The organism is Methanothermobacter sp. KEPCO 2 (genome assembly GCF_041228365.1).
GTDB lineage: Archaea > Methanobacteriota > Methanobacteria > Methanobacteriales > Methanothermobacteraceae > Methanothermobacter > Methanothermobacter marburgensis.
The window spans coordinates 184,265-206,115 of sequence record NZ_CP166185.1; the positions used below are offsets into that span (position 1 = coordinate 184,265).

25 protein-coding genes and 2 tRNA genes are annotated in these 21,851 nt (G+C 49.9%); 24 read left to right on the forward strand and 3 right to left on the reverse strand.

Annotated features, from left to right (window positions below; genetic code table 11):
• Positions 1 to 10 precede the first annotated feature (10 nt).
• From AB9H23_RS01100 to AB9H23_RS01215, 24 genes are all read left to right on the forward strand, one after another.
• On the forward strand, positions 11 to 979 hold the full coding sequence (locus AB9H23_RS01100) for an RNA-guided pseudouridylation complex pseudouridine synthase subunit Cbf5 (protein ID WP_370005026.1): 969 nt from the start codon (positions 11 to 13) through the stop codon (positions 977 to 979).
• An 83-nt stretch (positions 980 to 1,062) separates the two neighbouring features.
• A tRNA-Ser gene (locus AB9H23_RS01105) sits at positions 1,063 to 1,147 on the forward strand.
• An 89-nt stretch (positions 1,148 to 1,236) separates the two neighbouring features.
• The gene (locus AB9H23_RS01110; protein WP_013295342.1) at positions 1,237 to 1,686 is read left to right on the forward strand and encodes a 30S ribosomal protein S13; all 450 of its coding nucleotides are present in this window, start codon (positions 1,237 to 1,239) and stop codon (positions 1,684 to 1,686) included.
• 16 nt (positions 1,687 to 1,702) lie between these two features.
• Complete coding sequence (rpsD, locus tag AB9H23_RS01115) at positions 1,703 to 2,218, forward strand: 30S ribosomal protein S4 (protein WP_013295343.1); 516 nt, start codon at positions 1,703 to 1,705, stop codon at positions 2,216 to 2,218.
• A 17-nt stretch (positions 2,219 to 2,235) separates the two neighbouring features.
• The gene (locus AB9H23_RS01120; protein WP_013295344.1) at positions 2,236 to 2,628 is read left to right on the forward strand and encodes a 30S ribosomal protein S11; all 393 of its coding nucleotides are present in this window, start codon (positions 2,236 to 2,238) and stop codon (positions 2,626 to 2,628) included.
• 1 nt (position 2,629) lies between these two features.
• Positions 2,630 to 3,424, forward strand: a complete 795-nt coding sequence (locus AB9H23_RS01125; protein WP_370005029.1) for a DNA-directed RNA polymerase subunit D — start codon at positions 2,630 to 2,632, stop codon at positions 3,422 to 3,424.
• A 3-nt stretch (positions 3,425 to 3,427) separates the two neighbouring features.
• On the forward strand, positions 3,428 to 3,793 hold the full coding sequence (locus AB9H23_RS01130) for a 50S ribosomal protein L18e (RefSeq protein ID WP_013295346.1): 366 nt from the start codon (positions 3,428 to 3,430) through the stop codon (positions 3,791 to 3,793).
• 11 nt (positions 3,794 to 3,804) lie between these two features.
• Positions 3,805 to 4,227: a 50S ribosomal protein L13 gene (locus tag AB9H23_RS01135; RefSeq protein ID WP_013295347.1), complete on the forward strand. Its 423-nt coding sequence runs from the start codon at positions 3,805 to 3,807 to the stop codon at positions 4,225 to 4,227.
• A gap of 16 nt (positions 4,228 to 4,243) precedes the next feature.
• Positions 4,244 to 4,645: a 30S ribosomal protein S9 gene (locus AB9H23_RS01140; RefSeq protein WP_300479401.1), complete on the forward strand. Its 402-nt coding sequence runs from the start codon at positions 4,244 to 4,246 to the stop codon at positions 4,643 to 4,645.
• 59 nt (positions 4,646 to 4,704) lie between these two features.
• Positions 4,705 to 4,872 (forward strand): DNA-directed RNA polymerase subunit N, encoded by a 168-nt coding sequence (locus AB9H23_RS01145; protein WP_370005032.1) that lies wholly within the window; start codon positions 4,705 to 4,707, stop codon positions 4,870 to 4,872.
• Positions 4,873 to 4,995: transfer RNA gene (locus tag AB9H23_RS01150), tRNA-Pro, on the forward strand.
• Between the two features lie 50 nt (positions 4,996 to 5,045).
• Complete coding sequence (locus AB9H23_RS01155; RefSeq protein WP_013295350.1) at positions 5,046 to 5,225, forward strand: DNA-directed RNA polymerase subunit K; 180 nt, start codon at positions 5,046 to 5,048, stop codon at positions 5,223 to 5,225.
• A 51-nt stretch (positions 5,226 to 5,276) separates the two neighbouring features.
• Positions 5,277 to 6,527, forward strand: a complete 1,251-nt coding sequence (gene eno / locus AB9H23_RS01160) for a phosphopyruvate hydratase (protein ID WP_160323334.1) — start codon at positions 5,277 to 5,279, stop codon at positions 6,525 to 6,527.
• Positions 6,528 to 6,551: 24 nt separating this feature from the next.
• The gene (gene rpsB, locus AB9H23_RS01165; protein ID WP_013295352.1) at positions 6,552 to 7,148 is read left to right on the forward strand and encodes a 30S ribosomal protein S2; all 597 of its coding nucleotides are present in this window, start codon (positions 6,552 to 6,554) and stop codon (positions 7,146 to 7,148) included.
• Positions 7,149 to 7,157: 9 nt separating this feature from the next.
• Positions 7,158 to 8,000 (forward strand): MEMO1 family protein, encoded by an 843-nt coding sequence (locus AB9H23_RS01170; protein WP_370005035.1) that lies wholly within the window; start codon positions 7,158 to 7,160, stop codon positions 7,998 to 8,000.
• Between the two features lie 10 nt (positions 8,001 to 8,010).
• Positions 8,011 to 8,928 carry a mevalonate kinase gene (gene mvk / locus AB9H23_RS01175; RefSeq protein WP_370005037.1) on the forward strand — a complete coding sequence of 306 codons (918 nt, stop codon included), beginning with the start codon at positions 8,011 to 8,013 and terminating at the stop codon, positions 8,926 to 8,928.
• 29 nt (positions 8,929 to 8,957) lie between these two features.
• Positions 8,958 to 9,752, forward strand: coding sequence for an isopentenyl phosphate kinase (locus tag AB9H23_RS01180; protein WP_370005038.1), 795 nt, complete (start codon positions 8,958 to 8,960; stop codon positions 9,750 to 9,752).
• Between the two features lie 160 nt (positions 9,753 to 9,912).
• Positions 9,913 to 10,959: a type 2 isopentenyl-diphosphate Delta-isomerase gene (gene fni, locus AB9H23_RS01185; protein ID WP_370005040.1), complete on the forward strand. Its 1,047-nt coding sequence runs from the start codon at positions 9,913 to 9,915 to the stop codon at positions 10,957 to 10,959.
• Positions 10,960 to 10,963: 4 nt separating this feature from the next.
• The gene (locus tag AB9H23_RS01190) at positions 10,964 to 12,316 is read left to right on the forward strand and encodes an RNase J family beta-CASP ribonuclease (RefSeq protein ID WP_321211691.1); all 1,353 of its coding nucleotides are present in this window, start codon (positions 10,964 to 10,966) and stop codon (positions 12,314 to 12,316) included.
• Complete coding sequence (gene idsA, locus AB9H23_RS01195; protein WP_370005042.1) at positions 12,313 to 13,290, forward strand: short chain isoprenyl diphosphate synthase IdsA; 978 nt, start codon at positions 12,313 to 12,315, stop codon at positions 13,288 to 13,290. The genes AB9H23_RS01190 and idsA overlap by 4 nt, the downstream gene beginning before the upstream one ends.
• A 3-nt stretch (positions 13,291 to 13,293) precedes the next feature.
• Positions 13,294 to 14,952: a glutamate--tRNA ligase gene (gene gltX, locus AB9H23_RS01200; protein WP_370005044.1), complete on the forward strand. Its 1,659-nt coding sequence runs from the start codon at positions 13,294 to 13,296 to the stop codon at positions 14,950 to 14,952.
• 223 nt (positions 14,953 to 15,175) lie between these two features.
• Positions 15,176 to 15,478, forward strand: a complete 303-nt coding sequence (locus AB9H23_RS01205) for a nucleotidyltransferase domain-containing protein (RefSeq protein WP_013295360.1) — start codon at positions 15,176 to 15,178, stop codon at positions 15,476 to 15,478.
• Positions 15,479 to 15,491: 13 nt separating this feature from the next.
• Positions 15,492 to 15,767, forward strand: a complete 276-nt coding sequence (locus tag AB9H23_RS01210) for a HEPN domain-containing protein (protein ID WP_370005046.1) — start codon at positions 15,492 to 15,494, stop codon at positions 15,765 to 15,767.
• Positions 15,768 to 16,007: 240 nt separating this feature from the next.
• Complete coding sequence (locus AB9H23_RS01215; protein ID WP_370005885.1) at positions 16,008 to 17,243, forward strand: LL-diaminopimelate aminotransferase; 1,236 nt, start codon at positions 16,008 to 16,010, stop codon at positions 17,241 to 17,243.
• 139 nt (positions 17,244 to 17,382) lie between these two features.
• Here the strand turns inward: AB9H23_RS01215 and AB9H23_RS01220 are convergent, their stop codons facing one another.
• From AB9H23_RS01220 to AB9H23_RS01230, 3 genes are all read right to left on the reverse strand, one after another.
• Positions 17,383 to 17,964, reverse strand: a complete 582-nt coding sequence (locus AB9H23_RS01220) for a zinc dependent phospholipase C family protein (RefSeq protein ID WP_370005047.1) — start codon at positions 17,962 to 17,964, stop codon at positions 17,383 to 17,385.
• A gap of 89 nt (positions 17,965 to 18,053) precedes the next feature.
• Positions 18,054 to 20,738, reverse strand: a complete 2,685-nt coding sequence (locus AB9H23_RS01225; protein ID WP_370005048.1) for an FmdE family protein — start codon at positions 20,736 to 20,738, stop codon at positions 18,054 to 18,056.
• A 208-nt stretch (positions 20,739 to 20,946) separates the two neighbouring features.
• The gene (locus AB9H23_RS01230; protein ID WP_370005049.1) at positions 20,947 to 21,837 is read right to left on the reverse strand and encodes a hypothetical protein; all 891 of its coding nucleotides are present in this window, start codon (positions 21,835 to 21,837) and stop codon (positions 20,947 to 20,949) included.
• Positions 21,838 to 21,851 lie beyond the last annotated feature (14 nt).

Consider the following 21,851-nt stretch of genomic DNA (forward strand, 5'->3'; position numbering starts at 1 on the left):
GGTATCCCTCATGGCAGAATTCATAGAGTTAAAGGAGTCAAACACAGACCCTAAATATGGGTGTCCGCCCCATGAGAGGGACATTGAGACCCACATTTCACATGGTGTGGTTAACCTTGATAAACCATCTGGCCCTACCTCCCACCAGGTGGATGCATGGGTTCGGGACATGCTCCACGCAGAGAAGGTGGGGCATGGGGGCACGCTGGACCCCAAGGTTACAGGTGTCCTGCCTCTCGGCATAAACAGGGCGACAAGGGTCATGCAGCTCCTCCTTGAGGCCCCCAAGGAATACGTATGTCTCATGAGGGTTCACAGGGAGGTGGATGAGGACAGGATTAGGGAGGTGCTCGGGGAGTTTCAGGGAAAGATCTTCCAGATACCCCCCCTCAAGTCAGCTGTTAAAAGGGAGCTCCGTGTAAGGACCATCTACGATGTTAATATACTTGAGATTGATGGGCAGGATGTTCTCTTCAGGATAGCCTGTGAGGCAGGGACCTACGTGAGGAAGTACTGCCATGATGTGGGCGAGGCCCTTGGTACAGGGGCCCACATGGCTGAACTCAGACGGACACGTGTGGGTCCCTTCACAGAGGAGGGGCTGGTAACCCTCCATGACCTCAAGGACGCCTACCAGTTCTGGGTTGAGGATGGGGATGAAGGATTCCTGAGGGAATGCATCCTCCCAATGGAGTTTGCGGTATCCCATCTCCCCCGTGCCGTCATCCTTGACTCTGCAGTTGATGCAATATGTCATGGTGCTGACCTTGCACGTGGGGGCATAGCAGGGCTGGATGATAACATAAAAAAGGGCGACACAGTTGCGGTGATGACCCTCAAGGGGGAACTCGTGGCTGTTGGTGAGGCACTGATGCCGTCCCTTGATATTGCGGCCGCAGACAGTGGCCTTGTGATTGAGACAGGTAAGGTCTTCATGAAGCCTGGAACCTACCCCCGGATGTGGCGCCAGTCTCTGTAGCAGTGCTTCAGATGTGGTGCCATTCCACACACAGCAATACTTAAATAGGCTTCAGTCCATACACTTAAAATGATACATCATATGCCGGGATAGCCTAGCCAGGTAAGGCGCAAGACTGGAAATCTTGTGGAGCTTTGCTCCTCCTGGGTTCAAATCCCAGTCCCGGCGTCGGTTAAAGCAACAATGTTGCACCTACGACTGTTATCTGGAATTCGCAACCCCCGTCCCGCGAATTCACTCTTACTGGAGGTTAATGAATGGAAGAAGAATTCAAACATATGGTTCGTATTGCCAGAAAGGACATTGATGGTAATAAGACCATGGAAAATGCCCTTACAAGCATAAAGGGCGTTGGAAAGGCTCTTTCAAGGGCAATAATCATGTCAGCAGGATACGATCTTAACCAGAGGATAGGCTACCTTTCAGATGAGGAAATAGAGAGGCTTGAAGAGGCCATAAAGAACCCTGCAAAGTATAACATCCCATCATGGATGATCAACAGGCGTAACGATTACGAGACAGGCGAGGACAAGCACCTCATAGAGTCAGACCTTGACATGTGCCTCAGAGAGGACCTGAACCGCATGAGGAAAACAAGAAGCTACAAGGGAAGAAGACACGAACTTGGACTACCTGTCAGGGGACAGAGGACAAAGTCCACATTCAGGAAGGGCTCCTCAGTTGGTGTGAGAAGGAAGAAAAGGTAGATAAGGAGAGGTTAAAATGGGACACCCACGTAAGGCAAGAAAAAAGTATGATACTCCACCTCACCCATGGAACGCTGAAAGAATAAAGGAAGAAAACAGGCTCGTGGCAAAGTACGGCCTCAAGAACAAGAAGGAAGTCTGGAAGGCAGAAACAATGGTGAGGAGATACAGGAGGGATGCAAGGTACCTCCTGGGTATATCCGGTGAGCATACAAAGAAGGAGAGGGAACAGCTCCTGGGACACCTTGTGAGGGCAGGAATACTCAACGAGGGCGCAAACCTTGAGGACGTCCTTGACCTCACAGTGGAGGACGTACTCAGGAGGAGACTCCAGACACTGGTTCACAAGAGGGGCCTTGCAAGGACAGTGAACGAGGCCAGACAGATGGTGGTTCACGGCCACATAGCCCTCGACGGCAGGAAAATCGACGCCCCGGGATACATAGTTAAAAGGGGAGAAGAGGACAAAATAGGATTCTACCCATCATCCCCAATGAAAAAACAGATCGAAGCAGCCCAGGACGCTGAATAAATTCAGGGAGAGATAAAATGGCTGAAAAGGAAAAATGGGGAATCGCAAATATTTACTCATCATTCAACAACACGATAATCACCATTACAGACATAACCGGTGCAGAGACCATCACACAGTGGTCCGGTGGTAAGGTTGTGAGGGCTGACCGTCAGGAGTCATCACCCTTCGCTGCCATGGAGGCTGCAACAAGGGCGGCTGATGATGCAAAGGAGAAGGGTATCGTCGGCCTGCACATCAAGGTGAGGGCTCCGGGTGGAAACGGCCCAAGAACACCGGGACCAGGTGCACAGGCAGCCATAAGGGCTCTTGCAAGGGCAGGAATGAAGATAGGCAAAATTGAGGATGTAACTCCCATACCTCATGATGGCACAGGAAGACCTGGAGGTAAGAGGGGAAGAAGGGTCTAAAATGGATATTGCTCTTAAGGAAAAAACTGATACCGAAATGGTCTTTGTGGTCACTGGCGTAACAGTTCCATTCATAAACGCCATAAGGAGGATCTGCATGATGGAGGTCCCCAAACTGGCAATCGAGTACGTTAACATGTACAGGAACGACGCCAGGATGTTTGATGAGGTACTCGCCCACAGGCTTGGACTGGTACCCCTCAAAGCTGACCCTGAATTCATTGAGGGCCTGAAAATGCCTGAGGAGTGTGACTGTGAGGAATACTGCTCCGAATGCAGCGTATCATTCGCACTCAAAAAGAAGGGTCCCGGTGTCGTCTACTCCCGGGATCTTCTATCAGAGACACCTGCAGTTAAACCTGTATATCCAGACATACCCCTTGTGAAGCTGGGGGATGAGGATGAGGTTGAACTGGAGGCTGTTGCACAGCTCGGCATGGGAAGGGATCATGCCAAGTGGGAGCCCACAACAGCATGCGCATACAAGTACTACCCGATGATAACATTCACAGGGGAATGCGATGAGTGCCTGGAATGTGTGGATGCATGTCCAAGGGGAGTTCTCGGAGGGGAATCAGGGAAACCTGAGGTACTTGACGTTGAAAACTGTTCAATGTGCAAGAGCTGTGTGAGGGCATGTGATAAAGGGGCCATAGTTGTGGGATATGAGGAAGGCAAGTTCATATTCAGGATAGAGACCGACGGATCAGTTGACCCTAAGGATGTCCTTCTTAAGGCATGTGACATCCTCAGAGACAAGGCAGAAAGGGTAATAACATTTTGTGAAGGAGGCTAAGCCATGGCTAGGAAGATTACCAAGACAAATCCCAATCTCATAAAACTCATACGCAACCTCAGAAAGAAATCATCCCAGGAGGGCGCGGCGATCTGGAAGGACGTTGCAAGGAGGCTCGAAAGACCCACAAGGAACAGGGCCGCGGTTAACATTTCCAAGATAAACAGGTACACAGATGAAAATGAAACCGTCGTCGTACCTGGAAAGGTCCTTGGAAGCGGGAGCCTTGACCATAAGGTTCAGGTTGTCGCCCTATCGTTTTCACAGACAGCCAGGGATAAGATAGAGGGCGCTGGTGGAGAGTGCCTGACACTCGGAAAGATCGTTGAAGAGAATCCAGCCATAAAGAACATCAGGATAATAGAATAAAGGTGTTGCTCATGATCATCAATGGAGAAGGACATATCCTTGGAAGACTGGCAAGCGTGGTCAGCCAGAAACTCCTGGAAGGGGAGGAAGTGGTTGTCCTCAATGCTGAGAAAATCATAATCACAGGCTCAAAGCAGTGGGCATACAGCAAGTACAAGCAGAGGATTGACAGGGCCAGCATATCAAACCCCCGCAGAATGGGTCCAAAGTACCCGAGAAGACCCGACGACATATTCAGAAGAACAGTGAGGGGAATGCTCCCCTACAGGAAATCAAGGGGCAGAGAGGCCTTCAAGGGACTGAAGGCATATGTTGGCGTTCCAAGGGAATTCAAGGACGAAGAAATGGTTGAAATACCTGAGGCCAGGGCAGGTAACATAAAGAAGGGAATGGAGCTTGGAGAGATCTCAGAACTTCTGGGCGCTAAATTCTAACTTAGGGAGTGTAATCATGAGGAAGGTTATTCACACAAGCGGCAAAAGGAAAACCGCCATTGCAAGGGGAACCATCAGCGAAGGTAAGGGTAGAGTGAGGATCAATAAGGTGCCTGTGGAACTCTACACCCCTGAACTTGCAAGGCTCAAGATCATGGAACCACTGCAGCTGGCCGGTGATATCGTTAATGATGTTGACATAAACATCAAGGTTGTCGGAGGCGGAATCGTGGGTCAGGCAGAGGCTGCAAGGATGGTCATAGCCAGGGGCCTCGTGGAATGGACAGGTGACATGGACCTCAAGGAGAAATTTGTCAGGTACGACAGGACAATGCTTGTAGGGGACCCCAGGCGTTCAGAGCCCAAGAAGTACGGTGGACGCGGCGCCCGTGCAAGGAGACAGAAGAGTTACAGGTAGATCAAGCGATAACTTTATATATTTTTATTTTATAAAATTAAAGAGTAGAATGATTCAGTATGATTCCAGTAAGATGTTTAAGCTGCGGAAAACCGGTATCAGCCTATTTCAATGAGTATCAGAAAAGAGTGGCTGACGGAGAGGACCCCAAGGAGGTCCTTGATGACCTGGGTCTTAAGAGGTACTGCTGCAGACGAATGTTAATTTCACATGTTGAGACATGGTAGGGGACCGTAGGGTAGCTTGGTCCATCCTCCCAGCCATTGAAGAAGTTTCAGTGCTTTTCAACTGGAACGGGGATGGTCAGCACCGGAACGCTGGAGACCCGAGTTCAAATCTCGGCGGTCCCATCAAAACAATCCAAGAACCTCTATTTTAAGTTTTTCTTGGAGGCAATGAAATGGCGTCAAAAAAACTCACACGTTTTGAAAGGGCTAGGTTGATAGGTGCCAGGGCACTCCAGATATCAATGGGTGCAAGGCCCCAGGTTGATATTCAGGAGTCACTGGACCCTGTTGATATAGCCAGGAAGGAACTTGAAAAGAAGGTAATGCCACTGGATGTTAGAAGAGACAAATAAACTCTAATAAACCACTATTTTTCCATATAGAGTTTATTGTGAGGTGTTTTTGTGGAAAGTATAATTGAAGATGTTCGAGTAAGAAAAATTCTTGATAGCAGGGGAAACCCAACGGTTGAGGTTGATGTTATAACCTGGAACGGCTTTGGAAGGGCAGCGGCCCCCAGCGGTGCAAGTACAGGTTCCAGGGAGGTCACCGCCTTCCCATCAGGTGGGGTTGATGAGATCATAACAGAGGTTGAGGATATAATCTCATCAGAACTCATAGGAATGGATGCCGTTGACCTGCAGGACATAGACCTCGTTTTAAAGGAGATTGATGGAACCGAGAACCTCTCATCACTTGGGGGAAACACTGTGGTGGCCGTTTCAATGGCAACCGCCAGGGCGGCTGCATCATCATACAACATGCCCCTCTACAGGTTCCTGGGCGGCAACCTTGCAACCGCCATACCATACCCTCTGGGCAACATGATAAACGGGGGAGCCCATGCCGGAGAGAACGCACCTGACATACAGGAGTTCCTTGTGGTGCCTGTGGGTGCAGAGGACATAACAGAGGCAGTTTTTGCAAATGCAGCAGTCCACAAGAAGATAAGGGAACTAATACAGAAAAAGGACCCCTCCTTCACGGGGGGTAAGGGTGATGAGGGAGGATGGGTGCCAAGCCTATCAAACCATGATGCCCTTGAGATCCAGGTAACAGCCTGTGAGGAGGTCACAGATGAACTCGGCGTTGAGGTCAGGCCATCACTGGACCTTGCAGCAAGTGAATTCTGGGACCCTGAACTTGAAAAGTACGTCTACAAACAGGAGAAGGTCCAGAAGGACACCGGTGAACAGATAGAGTTTGTCAGGGAGATCATCGAGACCTACGACATGTACTATGTTGAGGACCCATTCCATGAGGGCGACTTCGAGGGCTTCGCGGAACTCACATCACTTGTGGGGGACCGCTGCATCATCTGCGGTGACGACATCTTCGTAACCAACAGGGAGATACTCAGAGAGGGCATAGAGATGGGTGCCGCCAATGCAATAATCATTAAACCAAACCAGATAGGTACACTCACAGACACCTACCTGACAGTCAAACTTGCCCGTGAGAACCGTTACACCCCTGTGGTCTCCCACAGGTCAGGTGAGACAACAGATGATACAATAGCCCACCTTGCAGTGGCATTCGGCGCACCACTCATCAAGACAGGTGCCATAGGCGGCGAGAGGATAGCCAAACTGAATGAACTCATACGCATACAGGAAGAGATTCCATATTCCACCATGGCTGAACTGCCATTTTAACATCAAACTTACTGAGGTGATATATTGTCAGAACTACTGATACCACTAGACAAATACCTTGCAGCAGGACTGCACATTGGAACACAGCAGAAGACAGCTGATATGGAGAAATACATCTACCGTGTAAGATCAGATGGACTCTACGTCCTTGATATAAGGAAAACAAATGACAGGATAATAGCGGCCTCAAAGTTCCTTGCAAAGTATGAACCAGATGATATACTGGCCGTATCAACGAGGCAGTATGGGCAGGAGCCTGTCAGGAAATTCGGTGAGGTGACAGGTGCAAGGACAATACCAGGCAGGTTCATCCCGGGTACACTGACAAACCCCAACTATGCAAAGTTCATTGAACCACAGGTGCTGGTTGCCACCGATCCAAGATCAGATTCACAGGCAATAGTCGAGGCCAAACAGATAGGCCTGCCTGTCGTGGCACTCTGCGACACAGAGAACCTCCTTGGAAATGTTGACATTGCAATACCCGTCAACAACAAGGGTCGTAAGGCCATAGCCCTTGTTTACTGGCTCCTGGCAAGGCAGCTGCTCAGGGAGAAGGGTGTGCTCAAGGAGGATGAGGACCTGGATGTGCCTCCCACTGAATTTGAACTGAAAATTTAGAGTGGTTCTATGATAAGAAGACCTGCAGTGGCGGGAGCTTTCTATGAGCGGGACCCTGCAGCGCTCAGAAGGCGAATTGAGTGGTGCTTCAACCATGAACTGGGGCCAGGTGGCCTGCCAGTCAGGGGTTCCGCCAGGAAAATAAAGGGGGTGATCGCCCCCCACGCAGGTTACATGTACTCAGGACCTGTGGCAGCCCACGCCTACCATGAGCTGGTATCAGACGGTATACCTGAAACATTCGTGATAATCTGCCCCAACCACACAGGCATGGGGTCAGGCGTCTCACTGATGCAGAGGGGAGCATGGGAAACACCCCTCGGTGTCGTGGATATTGACAGTGAACTTGCAGAGGTCATTGTAAGGGAATCCGGTATCATTGATATTGATGGGACAGCCCACCTCGGAGAGCACAGCTGTGAGGTCCATGTACCATTCATCCAGTACTTCACAGATAAATTCAGGATAGTCCCCATCACCATGTGGATGCAGGACCAGGAGACAGCCACAGACGTTGGACATGCAGTGGCTGCAGCTATTGAGAGGACAGAAAGGGACGCGGTTGTCATTGCAAGCACCGACTTCACCCACTACAGCCCCGCCGATGTTGCCGGATCAATTGACAGCAGGATAATTGAGAGGATAACCGAAATGGATGATACAGGTATGTACGGTGTTATCACAGAACTCAATGCAACCATGTGCGGTTACGGGCCAGTTGCCGCCAGCATCACAGCATCCAGGATGCTCGGAGCCAGTGAGTGCAGGCTCCTGAAGTATGCCACGAGTGGTGATATAACAGGGGACCAGAGTTCAGTTGTGGGCTATGCCTCCCTTGTCCTGAGAGGCTGAAGGTGAAACCTTGAAGTCACGGGCATCAGCACCTGCCAAGGCCATTCTTTTTGGTGAACATGCCGTTGTATATGGGAAACCGGCGATTGCAGCTGCAATAGATAGAAGGGTGACCGTAACCCTTGGGGATTCATCTGAAAACCGGGTTACCATACCATCCCTGGGAGTTGATTTCAGGTCCGAATCCAGCCCAAGGGGAGGTATTCTTGACTACGTTGGGAAAACCCTCAAACTCTACCATGACGGGTCACCACTCAGTATCCAGATCGAAATGGAGATACCGGTGGGGTCGGGCCTTGGCTCATCAGCAGCACTCACAGTTGCACTCATAGGGGCCCTTGATGAATACCATGGAAGGGAATCAGAACCTGAGGATACCGCTGCGAGGGCCCACAGGGTTGAACTAGAGGTCCAGGGAGCCGCAAGTCCCCTTGACACCACAGTGAGCACATATGGCGGTCTGGTGTACCTTGACAGTCAGAGGAATGTGGAAAAGGTTAATGCGCGGCTTCATGATCTTGTAATAGCGCACCTGGACCATTCAGGTGACACTGCAGAGATGGTTGCAGGAGTCGCGGAGCTCCGAAGCAGGTTCCCGGATGTCATGGATGGAATCATGGATGCGGTTGAGATGATAACCCTCAGGGCCTACAGGGCACTCCTGAGTAACAGCCCGGAACCCATAGGGGACCTCATGAACATAAACCAGGGGCTCCTTGACGCCATGGGCGTGTCCACAGGGGAACTTTCAATGATGGTCTATGAGGCCAGAAGTGCAGGTGCAGCCGGCTCCAAAATCACAGGTGCTGGGGGAGGCGGGAGCATAATAGCATACTGCCCTGGCTGCGCAGAAGATGTTGCTGAGGCCCTTAACAGGAACTGGAATGCAATGAAGGCCAGGTTTTCAGAAGAGGGCCTGATCAGGTAAAACTTCTTATCACTTAAAGGGGCATCTTGATGATCATTCTCAAGGTAGGTGGAAGTGTAATTACCAGAAAGGACTCTGAGGAACCTGAAATAGATTCAGAAAACCTTCAGAGGATAGCCTCAGAGATTGCAGACGCTTCACCATCATCACTTATGATAATACATGGGGCCGGGTCATTCGGCCACCCATTCGCAGGAAAATACAGGATAGGATCTGAAATAAAGGATGAGGAGGAATTCAGAAAGCGGAGATTTGGATCCGCACTCACACAGAACTGGGTCAGGAAACTCAACACACACATCTGTGATGCGCTCCTTGATGAGGGAATACCGGCGGTCTCCATGCCCCCATCAGCATTCCTGAGGGCAGAAAATGGCCGCATCCGGGATGCTGATCTTTCAATGATAGAATCCTACCTGGAGGAGGGGATGGTCCCTGTAAGTTACGGTGATGTGGTCCTTGACTTAAACACCAGCGTTAGGTTCTCTGTGATATCAGGTGACCAGCTCATAAACCACTTCTCCATCAGGCTAGGGCCAGAGAGGGTCATACTGGGAACGGATGTGGACGGAGTTTACACCAGGAACCCAAAGAAATACCCTGATGCAAGGCTTCTTGATGTCATAGGATCCCTTGATGACCTCGAATCCCTTGATGGGACAGTTAATACTGACGTTACAGGTGGAATGGTTGGTAAGGTGAGGGAACTCCTTGTACTCGCAGAGAGGGGTATAGAATCAGAGATAATAAATGCAGGTGTACCTGGAAATATCCTGAGGGCCCTCCGTGGAGAGGCTGTGAGGGGCACCAGGATCAGAAAATAAATCATTCATATCACGATCATAACCTGATAGTTCAGGGTTACACTTAAGGGAAAATTTGAAGGCCAGATCATAACGATTCAGATCATCAATTAAGGAATAAGACACGATCATAACCTGATAGTTCAGGATTATCAATTAAGGGAATTTGAAGGGCGTTAAAATGATTTCGGATAGAAAACTGGAGCATTTAATCCTGTGCACAAGCTGTGACGTGGAGTACAGGAAGAGCACAGGCTTCGAGGAAATTGAAATAGTTCACAGGGCCATACCTGAGATAAACAGGGAAAAGATAGATATAGGCCTGGATTTCCTGGGTAAAGAGCTTTCATCACCCATAATGATAAGTGCAATTACAGGCGGGCACCCGGCAGTCCTCAAAATAAACAGGGAACTTGCAAGGGCCGCAGAGGAACTTGGAATTGCACTTGGACTTGGAAGCCAGAGGGCAGGTATTGAACACCCTGAGGTTGAGGAGACCTACGCCATAGCAAGGAAAGAGGCCCCATCAGCGATGCTAGTGGGAAACATTGGAAGCTCCCACATCGAATATGCAGAGAGGGCTGTTGAGATGATAGATGCAGATGCACTTGCAGTGCACCTCAACCCCCTCCAGGAGTCAATACAGCCAGGAGGCGACGTGGACTCAACAGGGGCCCTCGAATCCATATCATCAATTGTGAAGTCCATGGATGTCCCTGTAATGGTCAAGGAGACAGGTGCAGGCATATCCTCGGAGGACGCCATAAAACTTGAAGCATGTGGGGTGGCGGCCATAGACGTTGCAGGTGCAGGCGGAACCAGCTGGGCCGCAGTTGAAACCTACCGTGCAGACGACAGATACCTGGGTGAACTGTTCTGGGACTGGGGAATACCCACCGCTGCAAGCACCGTGGAGGTTGCAGAGTCAGTAAATGTACCGGTGATTGCATCAGGGGGTATACGAAGCGGACTTGACGCTGCAAAGGCCATAGCCCTAGGTGCAACAATGGCTGGAATAGCACTCCCGGTACTTGAAGCTGCAGGCCAGGGTTACAGGGCTGTTATAAGGGTAATTGAAAGGTTCAACGAGGCACTTAAAACCGCTATGTACCTTGCAGGTGCAGAAACACTTGACGATCTTAAAAATTCACAGGTCATAATAATGGGCCGAACAAGAGAATGGCTAAATGAAAGGGGCTTTGAAACAATAAAATACGCCAGGAGGTAATAATTTGAGCGTAGAAGTAATAGCGATCGGCGGATACGAGGAAGTAGGTAAGAACATGTCCGCCGTTAAGGTGGGGGATGATGTTGTAATATTTGACATGGGGATTCACCTTGACAGGGTTCACATACATGAGGACACAGACATTGCAAGGATGCACAGCCTGGACCTCATAGAGAGGGGTGTCATACCCGATGATACACTCATGAAGGACGTTGATGGAAAGGTCAGGGCAATAGTGTTCACACACGGCCACCTGGACCACATAGGGGCAGTTGCAAAGCTGGCCCACAGGTACCAGGCCCCCATAATAGCAACACCCTACACAATAGCACTCATAGAGAGGACCATAAAGGCAGAAAGGAAGTTCAATGTCCTCAACACACTCCAGGTCCTCAATGCAGGGGAGAAGTGCCAGATATCCCCTGGGATAACACTGGAGTTCATACAGTCAACCCACAGTATACCACAGTCAGTTATAGCAGCACTCCACACACCAGAGGGTATAATAGTCTATGCACTTGACTTCAAATTCGACGACCACCAGAAGATATCACCACCACCGGACTACCACCGCCTCAGGGAGCTTGGAAGGAAGGGCGTCCTTGCAATGATAGTTGAAACAACCAGGGCCAACGAGAAGCAGGAGGTCAAGACACACTCAGAGAAGGTTGCAAGGATAGTCCTTGAGGATATAATGAAGAACCCCCTTGAGGAGAGGAACGGGATGATAGTGACCACATTCTCCTCCCACATGGAGCGTATACAGGCCATAAGTGACATAGCATCAAAGAGCGACAGGCAGATGCTCCTCCTTGGAAGGTCAATGGAGAGATACTGTGGACTCGCAGAGGCCATGGGCATACTCAAACTCCCGGAGAATGCCAGCATATATGGAAGCCCCAAGGCTGTTAACAGGGCCCTTGCACGTGCAGAGGCAAAGCGTGAGGATTACCTCCTCATCACAACAGGTCACCAGGGGGAACCCGATGCTCTGCTGCCCAGGATAGCCAATGCAAAGACCCAGTTCCGGATAAAGAGGGGTGACAATGTGGTGATATCAGCCCCTGTCATACCCAACCCCATGAACGTTGCAAACAGGAACCTCATGGAGCGTCGCCTGGCATCAAGCGGTGCAAGGATCTACACAAATGCACACGTATCAGGGCATGCAGGTAGGGAGGACCACAGGGACTTCATAAGGATGCTCAACCCCATGCACATAATACCAGCCCACGGAGACCTCAGCATGCTCTCGGCCTACGCCGAGATAGCAGAGGAGGAGGGCTACAAGCTGGGTAACGACATACACATCTTGAGGAATGGACAGGCACAGGTATTTAATGGAGGTATCCGATGACGGAAGTATTAGATATTCTCAGAAAGTACTCTGAAGTGGCCGATAAGAGGATAATGGAGTGCATCAGCGACATAACACCTGATACGCTCCTTAAGGCATCAGAACACCTCATAACAGCAGGTGGTAAGAAGATAAGACCTTCACTTGCACTCCTTAGCTGTGAGGCTGTAGGCGGAAACCCTGAGGACGCTGCAGGGGTGGCTGCGGCCATAGAACTGATACACACATTCTCACTCATCCACGATGATATAATGGATGATGATGAGATGAGGCGAGGGGAACCCTCAGTCCATGTCATATGGGGTGAACCCATGGCCATACTTGCAGGGGACGTCCTCTTCTCCAAGGCCTTCGAGGCCGTCATCAGGAACGGGGACTCAGAAAGGGTGAAGGATGCTCTTGCGGTGGTGGTTGACTCATGCGTTAAGATATGTGAGGGTCAGGCCCTTGACATGGGCTTTGAGGAGAGGCTGGATGTCACAGAGGATGAGTACATGGAGATGATCTACAAGAAGACCGCAGCCCTCATTGCAGCAGCAACAAAGGCAGGTGCCATAATGGGTGGTGCATCAGAGAGAGAGGTTGAGGCCCTGGAGGACTACGGTAAATTCATCGGCCTAGCATTCCAGATACACGACGACTACCTGGATGTGGTGAGTGATGAGGAATCCCTGGGCAAACCTGTGGGCAGTGACATAGCAGAGGGCAAGATGACCCTCATGGTTGTAAAGGCCCTGGAGGAGGCATCAGAGGAGGACAGGGAGAGGCTCATATCAATCCTTGGATCAGGTGATGAGGGCCGTGCTGCTGAGGCCATAGAGATCTTTGAACGCTACGGTGCAACCCAGTATGCCCATGAGGTGGCCCTTGACTATGTGAGGATGGCCAAGGAGCGCCTTGAGATACTTGAAGACTCAGATGCAAGGGACGCACTCCTGAGGATAGCTGACTTTGTACTTGAAAGGGAACACTAGGTGATGATGGTGGAGGACCTCGTCTACCGCTACGCACTCATGAATGCTGTTAAGCATAAGGGAAAGGCAAACCCGGGCGCTGTCATGGGGGCCGTTATGAGCAACGAACCTGAACTCAGAAAGAGGGCCCCCGAGGTCAAGGAGGCTGTTCAGGCTGCTGTTGAGAAGGTTAACAGTTTAACACCTGAAGAACAGCAGAGTGAAATGGAGAGGCTAGGCCTTGAGATCAGGGAGAGGAAGCAGAAGAAGAGACAGGGACTCAGGAACCTCCCTGATGTTAAGGGTGAGGTTGTACTGAGGTTCGCCCCCAACCCCAGCGGACCACTCCACATAGGCCATGCAAGGGCAGCCATCCTCAACCATGAATACGCCAGGAGGTATGATGGCAGGTTAATACTCAGAATCGAGGACACCGACCCCCGAAGGGTTGACCCGGAGGCCTATGATATGATCCCCTCTGACCTGGAGTGGCTTGGTGTTGAATGGGATGAGACCATCATCCAGAGCGACCGAATGGAGATCTACTATGAGTACACAGAGAGGCTCATAGAGAGGGGCGGGGCATACGTATGCACATGCACCCCCGAGGCATTCAGGGAATTCAAAAATGAGGGGAAGGCCTGTCACTGCCGTGACCTGGGGGTCAGGGAGAACCTCCAGCGCTGGAGGGAGATGTTTGAGATGCCAGAGGGCTCAGCGGTTGTGAGGGTTAAGACAGACCTCCAGCACCCCAACCCAGCCATAAGGGACTGGGTTTCAATGAGGATAGTGGAGGCCGAACACCCCCGCACAGGCACCCGCTACAGGGTGTACCCCATGATGAACTTCTCGGTTGCAGTGGACGACCACCTCCTCGGGGTGACCCATGTCCTAAGGGGCAAGGACCACCTTGCAAACAGTGAAAAACAGGAGTACCTCTACAGGCACATGGGCTGGGAGCCCCCTGTATTCATACACTACGGGCGCCTTAAGATGGATGACATTGCACTGAGCACATCAGGGGCAAGGGAGGGAATAGTCGAGGGCAAATACTCTGGCTGGGACGACCCTCGCCTTGGAACCATCAGGGCCATCGCAAGGAGGGGTATAAGGCCTGAGGCAATAAGAAAACTCATGGTTGAGATCGGTGTCAAGATAGCGGACTCCACCATGAGCTGGAAGAAGATCTACGGCCTCAACCGCAACATCCTGGAGGAAGAAGCCAGGAGGTACTTCTTCGCGGCAGACCCTGTTAAGTTTGAAATAAAGGGGCTGCCAGGACCCATCAGGGTTGAAAGACCCCTGCACCCTGATAAACCAGAACTGGGTAACCGCATCCTCGAGCTGCATGGGGACGTGTACCTCCCCCACGGGGACCTCAGGGAGGGTCCTCTCAGGTTAATAGATGCTGTTAACGTGATCTACTCTGATGGTGAACTCAGATACCACAGTGAGGGCATCGAGGAGGCAAGGGAGCTGCAGGCAGCAATGATACACTGGGTTCCAGCTGAATCAGCCCTCAAAGCAGTGGTCGTGATGCCTGACGCCTCAGAGATTGAGGGTGTCATTGAGGGAGATGCCTCAGAACTTGAGGTTGATGATGTGGTACAGCTTGAAAGATTCGGGTTTGCCAGGGTTGATTCATCAGGGGAGAGACTGGTATTCTATTATGCCCATAAATGAATGGGAATCTCTTTTCAACCATTTTTTGAAGGCCTTTCCAGTGGACAGATTAAACAGTTAGACATCGAAGACGCACGGCTTGTCTGTGAGCGAGATCGTCTTTCAGTGGACAGATTAAACAGGTAGACTCTACTGGGAGCACACATAAATTTAATTATAATGGCGAAAAGATCTGAAACTGTCAGTAGCTCTTCGGGTTCACACTTCGTTCTGGGGGGTAATGATGAACAGACTTGAACTTGCCAGGAAGTTTTCAGAGTCACTGAATTATCCTGAAATAGAAAAAATAATCCTTTTTGGGTCCGTTGCCAGGGGGGATGATAGAGAGGGCTCTGATATAGACATAATCATAATCTCCACAAAAAAAACTGAAATAAAGGATAAGGTCATAAGGAAGGCGCGCGATATACTCCTCAGTACAGGTGTCCATATCTCAGTTAAGGTCATTTCCCCTGAGGAATACAGGCTTCTGGGGGACACCCATTTCATCTCCAGAATAAGGAAAGAGGGTGTGGTGCTTGGGTGATGAGGAAATTTTGATGGAAAAGGCAGTCAGGAAACTTGAGGCTGCCAGAACACTGTGCGAACATGGATTCTATGGAGATGCTGTAAGCAGAGCATACTACGCAATGTTCTTTGCAGCAAGAGCGCTGCTATCACGGAGGAACATTTACCCGAAGACTCACAGGGGATTGATTTCACAGTTTGGACTCAAATTCGTAAAGAATGGGGGATTCCAGAAGGAGATATTTGACATACTTCTGAGGCATATGAAGATAGGGAAGAGGCTGATTATGGCATTCTTTCAGAAATAGATCAGAAAGAAGCAATTATTATAATCAAAGGAGCATGGAAATTCGTTGAGGAATGTAAAACCTTCAGATAATAGCTTGTTGATTGCCCCAGGCACCTTTTATGAGAACTGAAACTGTTTTTTAGTCCCTCGGACTAAGGCTGCAGCTGTTTATACAGCAATTTTTATTAACTCCCGCAGACTACATGATAATATCATTCTTCTTCAGGGACCTACCTGAAATTAGTTTCTGAGAGGTTAAATCATGGTGACAGTAAACGAAAACTACCTGCTACTTAAAAGCAGTTACATATTCTCTGAGATAAACAGGAGAGTGGAGGACTTCCAGAGGAAAAACCCCGACGCTGATGTGATAAGGATGGGTATAGGGGATGTTACAAGGCCCCTCCCATCCGCGGTGGTGGAGGCCTTCCACAGGGCCGTTGATGAGATGGCACAGGAGGAAACCTTCAGGGGATATGGGCCCGAACAGGGCTACCCATTCCTCAGGGAGGCCATAGCAGAAAACGATTACGCCTCCAGGGGTGTTGAGGTTTCACCAGAGGAGATCTTCATAAGTGACGGTGCAAAGTGTGACACAGGAAACATCCAGGAGATCTTTGGACAGGACAATGTGGTTGCTGTAACAGACCCTGTCTATCCAGTGTACGTTGAGAGCAACGTGATGGCGGGAAGAGCCGGCCCCGCAGATGAGACTGGAAGGTATAGCGGTCTGGTGTACATTCCATGCACAGAGGAGAACGGATTCATACCAGCCCTCCCTGAGGAGAAGGTTGACCTCATATACCTCTGCTACCCCAACAACCCCACAGGAACAGCACTCACAGAGAAGCAACTCGCAGAGTGGGTTGACTATGCCAGGGACAGTGGCAGCATAATACTCTTCGATGCAGCGTACGAGGCCTACATACAGGAGGATGGAATACCCCACAGCATCTATGAGGTGGAGGGTGCAAGGGAGGTTGCAGTTGAGTTCAGGAGCTTCTCAAAGAACGCCGGCTTCACAGGTACAAGGTGCGCCTTCACTGTGGTACCAGAGGAACTGGAGGTCCCCGACAGTCAGGGAAGGATGCACTCCCTGAAGGAGCTCTGGAACAGGCGCCAGACAACAAAATTCAATGGGGTCTCCTACCCTGTGCAGAGGGCCGCGGAGGCCGTCTACACACCTGAGGGCCAGAGGGAGATAAGGGAGTCAATAGACTACTACATGGAGAATGCACGGATAATAAGGGAGAACCTTGAAAGTGCCGGTCTGAGGTACTATGGTGGTGTTAACGCACCATACATCTGGATAAAGACACCTGAGGGCATGGATTCATGGCAGTTCTTTGACATGCTACTCAACGAGGCAGAGGTCGTTGGAACACCAGGTTCTGGCTTTGGACCGAGCGGTGAGGGATACTTCAGACTGACAGCATTCAACTCCCTTAAAAACACCGTGAGGGCAATGGAGAGGATATCTGAACTCAGCTTCTAGGCTGGTTCTGAAAATATAATTTTTTTGATTATTTACCTTCATTAGGGACCGGTTTAAGATCTCGGGGTTCTGAAAATATAAATTATTTTTTGATGGAGATGTCTGGCTTCGTCTTTCAGAAAAAAATAAATTGGGGGGTTTAATTCATGGCAAGGTTTATGGCCCTGTAGGCTACGCTGGTCCCCATATTGAGGTCCCTCTGGACTATCGAGCTGCTTTTGGTTTTTGTCCACCGTGACCAGTCGCTCTTTCCATTGAGGTAGCCCCTCTGCATGAGGCTGTAGATGTCCCCTGAAACGTAACTTATTCTGGGTGCAAGGTACGTGGCCTGTTTTTCGTAGCTGTTGTGAAGTGTGGATGACTCTCTACTTACACAGTGAGGCGCTGAAAAAGTGTCTATGATATAGTGACTTGCAACACCAAAGCAGTAACTGGCATAACTGTAATTCTTGCTTCTGTAGGCGCTTCTACCCCTGTCAAGCCATTTTTTAGCCTCTGTAAAGCTTCTTGGGAAGCTGTGTCTCACAGTGTCATGGAACTTTTCGTCAGGGTCATTGGATCCGTCGATCATGGCGTTAATGTTGATCTTTGATCTCTTGGATGATGGGAGCTTCTCATAGATGGCCTCTGCGGCGTCATAGTGGGTGACGGTCTTCCATGCATAGGAGCAGGGCATCAGCATGAGGACGAGAACGAGAATTAATGACACACCCCTCTTCATTTTAAAACCTCCATGAAATATGAGGTATTTACATGTATAAATTTTTTCTTAACAGGGTGTGATGATATAAAAAATAGAAAAATAGGGGGTTACTTTCCTGCTCCGCCCCTGAGGAATCCAAAGGCCACAAGTCCAGCAGCCACAAGGACACCCATGATACCATAGACATACCATGAGGAGTCAGAGCCGCCAGAATGGGAGGTTGCATTTGTAACCTCATAGGCCTTCTTACCCTCTGTTGCAGGTTCCTCTGAAACCTCAGATGCTGCACTCACATCAGCCGGTGAAGCACTGTAATCAGCACCAGGTGTGTAACCTGAATGCCCTGCGGTACCCTGGGAACCTGAGGGTAAACCACCGGTTGAACCACCCGTGGAGCCACCGGGTATAACTGGTACACCACCCTGGTTTCCGTTCTGGCTTCCGCCATTATTCACCGGGATGAGATCTTCACGTGTCCTGTTTGCTGGGATGCTGAATATGTACTGGAGCGCATTCATGGACCCTGTACCCCCTGAGAGGAGTATGTTGAGTTCTTCCCTGTTTATGAATCGCTCAGCCGCTTTACTGACCGTCGGCAGGGATATCAGGTTAGGTGATGAGTAGTCGTGCTTGTAGAGCCTGATGTATTCCTCGTACATGTTGGATCCGGCTGCGAAGCGTGGGCCCTGCCAGGTGATGATTGCAACCCTTCCTGTGTTGGTCTTCTCATCCCATACCACTATGTAGCCCACCATTCCATTCATACCGTCCCCTGTCTCGAGCCTTGTCTCCTCACTTGTCAGCCTCTGATTGGAGTAGGTTCCCTGTCCAGCTGAAACCCCCAGGAGCATGAAGAGGATGTCATCCTTACAGTTGTCCAGCGTTGTGACGTAGATGTACTTCTCGTTCTCACCCTTGGGGTAATTCTGGAATATGTAGTCTGCTATAAGGTAACCTGGTGAGCTTCCACCACAGACATGGTTGTGGAAGAGCCAGCCCATGAGGACGTCGAATGGCGGATCATATGGGAGCACATCCTCTATTATGTAATTTGCTGAACTCTGAACAGTGAATGTTCCTGTTGTGAGGTTGTAGTACATTGACCTGATTATCTTCTGGGTCCCGTTGATTAGGCAGAAGTCAAACTTCAGCTGACCCCAGAGTGGTGCATGGACAGGCAGGAGTGTCTTTCTGCTTAACCTTGATCCCAGCACATCGAATATTCCATCCCAGACCGCGCCTGTGTCCTGGCCGTTGATCCTCACATAACCTGCGGATGTCAGCACGAAAAGGTGATAGTCATCCTTTTCAAGGTTTATACCCATTGCCCTGAAGAGCTCCACGGCTTTCTCGGCTGCAAGGCGCCCGATGTTCTTGAGGTCGCTGTAGGTGAGGTTTCCTGTGCTGTATGTTCTGTTTGCGGGTGTTGCGTTCACGAGGTTTGTCTGGTTCAGTATGTAGTTGAGGTCGAGTCCGGCTGCACTGATGGTTGTGTTACCCTTGGTGGGTTCATATCCCATGATATAGTTGACCTGGTCCTGTGTGAGGTTGTCGAATGCGTAGAGGATCTTCACAAGTGATTCGGGACTTGTTGTGAGTTTTTTAACTGCCCATGCATTGAACTTGAGTTCAGAGACCGCTGTGGCTTTTGTTTCCTGTTTGTATTTGTTTATCAGTTCCTGCTGACTGTAGGCCATTATTATGAGGGTTCCTGTCTTTGTCTTTGAGTTCCACCTGATGAATCCAACAATATTGGTGTCCGCCGTTGTGTTGAAACCAACGTAGGCCCTCTTACCGGGTGTTGCGTCCATGGCGTATATGAAGACATCATCGTCTGATCCACCGGGCACACCAACAACCTGGTAACTGACACCCTCCAGTGGAAGTCCGAATTCATTGGTTGCAGGGTAGTATTTTAGGAGTGTCTCTATCATTGCATATCCGCTGATGGTACCGAGGCAGACGTGTCCATGGAATGCCGCCTCCCTGAGTATGTCAGGTGATAGTCCTATTGCCCATGCGTTGGCAAGGCTTGCTATGGGGAATGTGTCGCTTCCGAGTTTTTTCTGGAGTGCCTGGTACTGTGTGAGTGTCATGTTCTGTGACACGGTTCCAATGTAGATGGGTGTCATGCTGGCGTTTTTGAAGTATGCGACTATGAGGTCGTTCCCCTTCCTCACGACGAATGCGAAGTCCAGGGGGTCTAGGCGTGTTTTTCTGAGCATCAGGAGGTTACCCTTCCCATAGCTCACCCTTCCGCGGGCCTGGTTGAGTATACCCTCAAGGACATCCTCTGTGGTCTGGTTCCTGTAGTAGGATGTCCCTGCAGTTGTTATAACCAGTACATCACCTGTTTTTGTGAAGTTCAGGATCTGGTCAGCCTTCCTGGTGATCTCCCTTCCCAGTCTGTAGGGGTCTGTGGCGTTCATCTTGAGGGGGAGGTAAGCGGCGTATTTTGTCCCGTAATTTGCCAGCTGGAATGTGTGTGAGAGTTCCCTGTAGCCGGGGGCCCTGATCTTTATTGTGAACCTTGTGGTGTTTGTGATGTTCCCGTAGTTGAAGAGGATCTTTGTGATGTTGGCTGCCGGGTCAAAGGTCCTTGTGAAGTTGATCCTTGTGCCGTTTTCGTCTGTGAGTTCCTGTATGTCAGGGTTTATCTGGCCGTTGTCGTCGGCGTACTCGTACTTTACATCCACCCCCACCTCACATGCTTTGTCCACTGCGCTCACTGAACCTGTCAGTGTTACGGCAATGAGAAGTGCAATGAAAGCAATGAAATACTGTCTTCTCATCAAATTTTCACCTCCTTCAATTCTTTCATAAAAAATAATGATATTACTAACATATAAATTTTAGTTATTACTAAATTGAGGTAGTAATGGCCAAAAATAATACTCAATTCTGCATGGTGATGGAGTATTCGGTGTGAGAATGAAAGACGTTTAAATGGTTTAAAAATATTAAAAATAAAAAGGTGTTTGGAGAAGACGTTTAATGCCTTTATTTCTTTCTTTCTATCCTGATTGAGATTGGGGGTTCAATTTCCTTCTTGCGGATAACCCAGATCGCGGCTCCAAGCACAATGAGGATTATAAGCCATGCGGGTATCACTATGACGGTATCGGATGTCTCTATGGTTTTTGTCTGGTGGTAGCGGCCATAGTTTATCTCTGTCTTTGCGATGTAGGGTCCGAATTCTATCCAACCTGGCTTCCAGGTCTCAACCAGTGTGTAGTTGTCCTCAGGGTATACCACACCCTCGATGGGGACCCTCTGTGTCCCTGTTATACCGGTGAGTTCAATGGCCCCTGTCATGTTTGCCTGCACCGTACCGGTGTTTTTTAGGAGGTAGGTGAATTTACCTGGCATGAAGCTCAGAAGCACCTTGGGTGCGCTGTGGTCTTCAAGTTTCAGTGACTCGATTATTGGTCCCGGGAGCCCCACGTAGATGGGGACGACGAGTTCAACGCCCTGGACTATCTGGATGCCACCGGTAACATTCTGCACAGGAAGACCCTTTATGATGATGGCCCCTGCAGCGTCAAGGTAGTTTATCTTCCCTGGTGCATTCACTGTGAATCTGATCTTCCTTGACTCGCCGGGTTTCAGTTTGAATGACGTGTTGCCCTCTATTGTGATCCACTGGGCTATCCCCCTGTCGGAGTATACCAGGTTAACGCTGTCCATGAGGAGCCTCTTCTTTGTTACGTTGACGTTCACCTCTTCCTTACCAATGTTTCTCACTGTGATTTCGCCACTCACTGACTGTCCAGGTTTAAGGTTGTATCTGAAGTCTGCGGGTGAGGCCCAGAGTCCGGTTGCGATTACCGGTGCCGCTGATCCCAGGATGAAGAGAAATATAAGAATTGCAGTTAGATGTCTGGGTTTCATGGTTATCAACCTCT

Bases quoted from the DNA above. Each gene is read 5' to 3' on its own strand.
- idsA (WP_370005042.1), top strand. From the start codon at position 12,313: ATGACGGAAGTATTAGATATTCTCAGAAAGTACTCTGAAGTGGCCGAT.
- fni (WP_370005040.1), top strand. From the start codon at position 9,913: ATGATTTCGGATAGAAAACTGGAGCATTTAATCCTGTGCACAAGCTGT.
- AB9H23_RS01180 (WP_370005038.1), top strand. From the start codon at position 8,958: ATGATCATTCTCAAGGTAGGTGGAAGTGTAATTACCAGAAAGGACTCT.
- rpsD (WP_013295343.1), top strand. From the start codon at position 1,703: ATGGGACACCCACGTAAGGCAAGAAAAAAGTATGATACTCCACCTCAC.
- AB9H23_RS01110 (WP_013295342.1), top strand. From the start codon at position 1,237: ATGGAAGAAGAATTCAAACATATGGTTCGTATTGCCAGAAAGGACATT.
- AB9H23_RS01220 (WP_370005047.1), bottom strand. From the start codon at position 17,964: ATGAAGAGGGGTGTGTCATTAATTCTCGTTCTCGTCCTCATGCTGATG.
- AB9H23_RS01170 (WP_370005035.1), top strand. From the start codon at position 7,158: ATGATAAGAAGACCTGCAGTGGCGGGAGCTTTCTATGAGCGGGACCCT.
- AB9H23_RS01205 (WP_013295360.1), top strand. From the start codon at position 15,176: ATGAACAGACTTGAACTTGCCAGGAAGTTTTCAGAGTCACTGAATTAT.
- AB9H23_RS01135 (WP_013295347.1), top strand. From the start codon at position 3,805: ATGATCATCAATGGAGAAGGACATATCCTTGGAAGACTGGCAAGCGTG.
- AB9H23_RS01145 (WP_370005032.1), top strand. From the start codon at position 4,705: ATGATTCCAGTAAGATGTTTAAGCTGCGGAAAACCGGTATCAGCCTAT.
- AB9H23_RS01125 (WP_370005029.1), top strand. From the start codon at position 2,630: ATGGATATTGCTCTTAAGGAAAAAACTGATACCGAAATGGTCTTTGTG.
- AB9H23_RS01225 (WP_370005048.1), bottom strand. From the start codon at position 20,738: ATGAGAAGACAGTATTTCATTGCTTTCATTGCACTTCTCATTGCCGTA.
- AB9H23_RS01230 (WP_370005049.1), bottom strand. From the start codon at position 21,837: ATGAAACCCAGACATCTAACTGCAATTCTTATATTTCTCTTCATCCTG.
- gltX (WP_370005044.1), top strand. From the start codon at position 13,294: ATGATGGTGGAGGACCTCGTCTACCGCTACGCACTCATGAATGCTGTT.
- AB9H23_RS01140 (WP_300479401.1), top strand. From the start codon at position 4,244: ATGAGGAAGGTTATTCACACAAGCGGCAAAAGGAAAACCGCCATTGCA.
- AB9H23_RS01155 (WP_013295350.1), top strand. From the start codon at position 5,046: ATGGCGTCAAAAAAACTCACACGTTTTGAAAGGGCTAGGTTGATAGGT.
- AB9H23_RS01120 (WP_013295344.1), top strand. From the start codon at position 2,236: ATGGCTGAAAAGGAAAAATGGGGAATCGCAAATATTTACTCATCATTC.
- AB9H23_RS01210 (WP_370005046.1), top strand. From the start codon at position 15,492: ATGGAAAAGGCAGTCAGGAAACTTGAGGCTGCCAGAACACTGTGCGAA.
- AB9H23_RS01130 (WP_013295346.1), top strand. From the start codon at position 3,428: ATGGCTAGGAAGATTACCAAGACAAATCCCAATCTCATAAAACTCATA.
- AB9H23_RS01100 (WP_370005026.1), top strand. From the start codon at position 11: ATGGCAGAATTCATAGAGTTAAAGGAGTCAAACACAGACCCTAAATAT.